The sequence below is a fragment of the Mesorhizobium sp. M7A.F.Ca.ET.027.03.2.1 genome, assembly GCF_003999175.1.
GTDB lineage: Bacteria > Pseudomonadota > Alphaproteobacteria > Rhizobiales > Rhizobiaceae > Mesorhizobium.
The window spans coordinates 1-1,216 of record NZ_RZOM01001411.1; the positions used below are offsets into that span (position 1 = coordinate 1).

The following is a 1,216-nucleotide window of genomic DNA, read 5'->3' on the forward strand; positions in this document are numbered from 1 at the left end:
GATGACACCATGTGGCCCTCCGACGTCTATGCGCAGGAGCGGCTGACCGAGGCACAGCGCCAGGTGCTTTTCGCCCAACCGCTGACACTGGAGATCGCACCCGCAATCATCGCTTTCCACGCCCGTCCCGACCATGACGAGAAATATCTCGCCGATACCATCGTCAATGGCCAGCTGGTGCGTGCGCCGTTGGCGGCGATCCGGCGGCGGCTGAAGACGCTCGACCCGGCTTGCCGCATCGCGCTGTGCGGCCACAGCCACCGCGCGGAACTGATCCGCGTCCCCGATGGTCCCGTCATCTTCAATCCGGGCAGCATCGGCTGCCCTGCCTATGACGATTCCACGCCGCCGGCGCATGTCTCCGAGCAGGGCTCGCCGTATGCGCGCTACGGCATCGTCACCTTGGGCAGCAACGGCCAGCCCGACCGCTTCGAGGCCATCGCCGTCGACTACGACCACGAGGCGGCCGCCAGGCAAGCCGAACAGGCGGGCCGGCCGGAATGGGCTCACGCGCTCAGAACAGGGTTCATGCCCCTGCCCGGCTGAACGCTCTTGCGTTCATGCCCGGCTGAACGCTCTTGCGCGTTCATGCCCGTCCAGCTGAGCTGCCTCACGGCCCGGCGGTCCGGGTTGAGGCTGGCGAAACGGCGAGCCGAATTTTCGGGCTTACATGGCGCCGCGTCGTCCCTTATAAAACCGGCCGGGCTTGCGGCGGGCTCGATCCGCCGCGGCACGGTATCAGCGCACGGCCAAACGATGAGGCGCACAGTTACGCTCCGAACAACCCTCCATGCGCTGATTGCGGCTCCGCTGTTGATGACGGCATGGCCGGTGATTGCCCCCGCTATGGCTGAAGATATGGCCCAAGAGGCGCCGGAGCTCGTCATCTCAGTCGTCACCGGCCTGGCACCGGACGACCTTCTCAAAGTCCGCACCACCGCATCGCCGGTCGCCACGGTCGAGGCGCGGCTGAGCAGCGGCGACATGGTCACCAATCTCGGCTGCAACGACATCAACGGCTACAAATGGTGTAAGGTCGAAAGCACGGGCAAGGAGAAGCTGAGCGGCTGGGCGCCGGCGCGCTATCTCATCCCCCTCAATCCGGCCCCCTATGTCGAAGGTGAGACAAGACCGGCCGATGCGCCGGTGGTTGCCTCCACCGGCAGCGCCAATGAGACCGGGCAGGCCTCGGCGCCGCCAAGCCGCGCTGTCAGGT

At 66.4% G+C, this 1,216-nt stretch carries 1 protein-coding gene and 1 pseudogene; both read left to right on the forward strand.

The features are described 5' to 3' along the window. The coding region (locus EN750_RS35135) for a metallophosphoesterase (RefSeq protein ID WP_127399336.1) at window positions 1-546 on the forward strand (546 nt) is incomplete at its 5' end. 210 nt (window positions 547-756) lie between these two features. Continuing rightward, window positions 757-1,216: pseudogene (locus EN750_RS35140) on the forward strand (SH3 domain-containing protein); the annotation flags it as partial.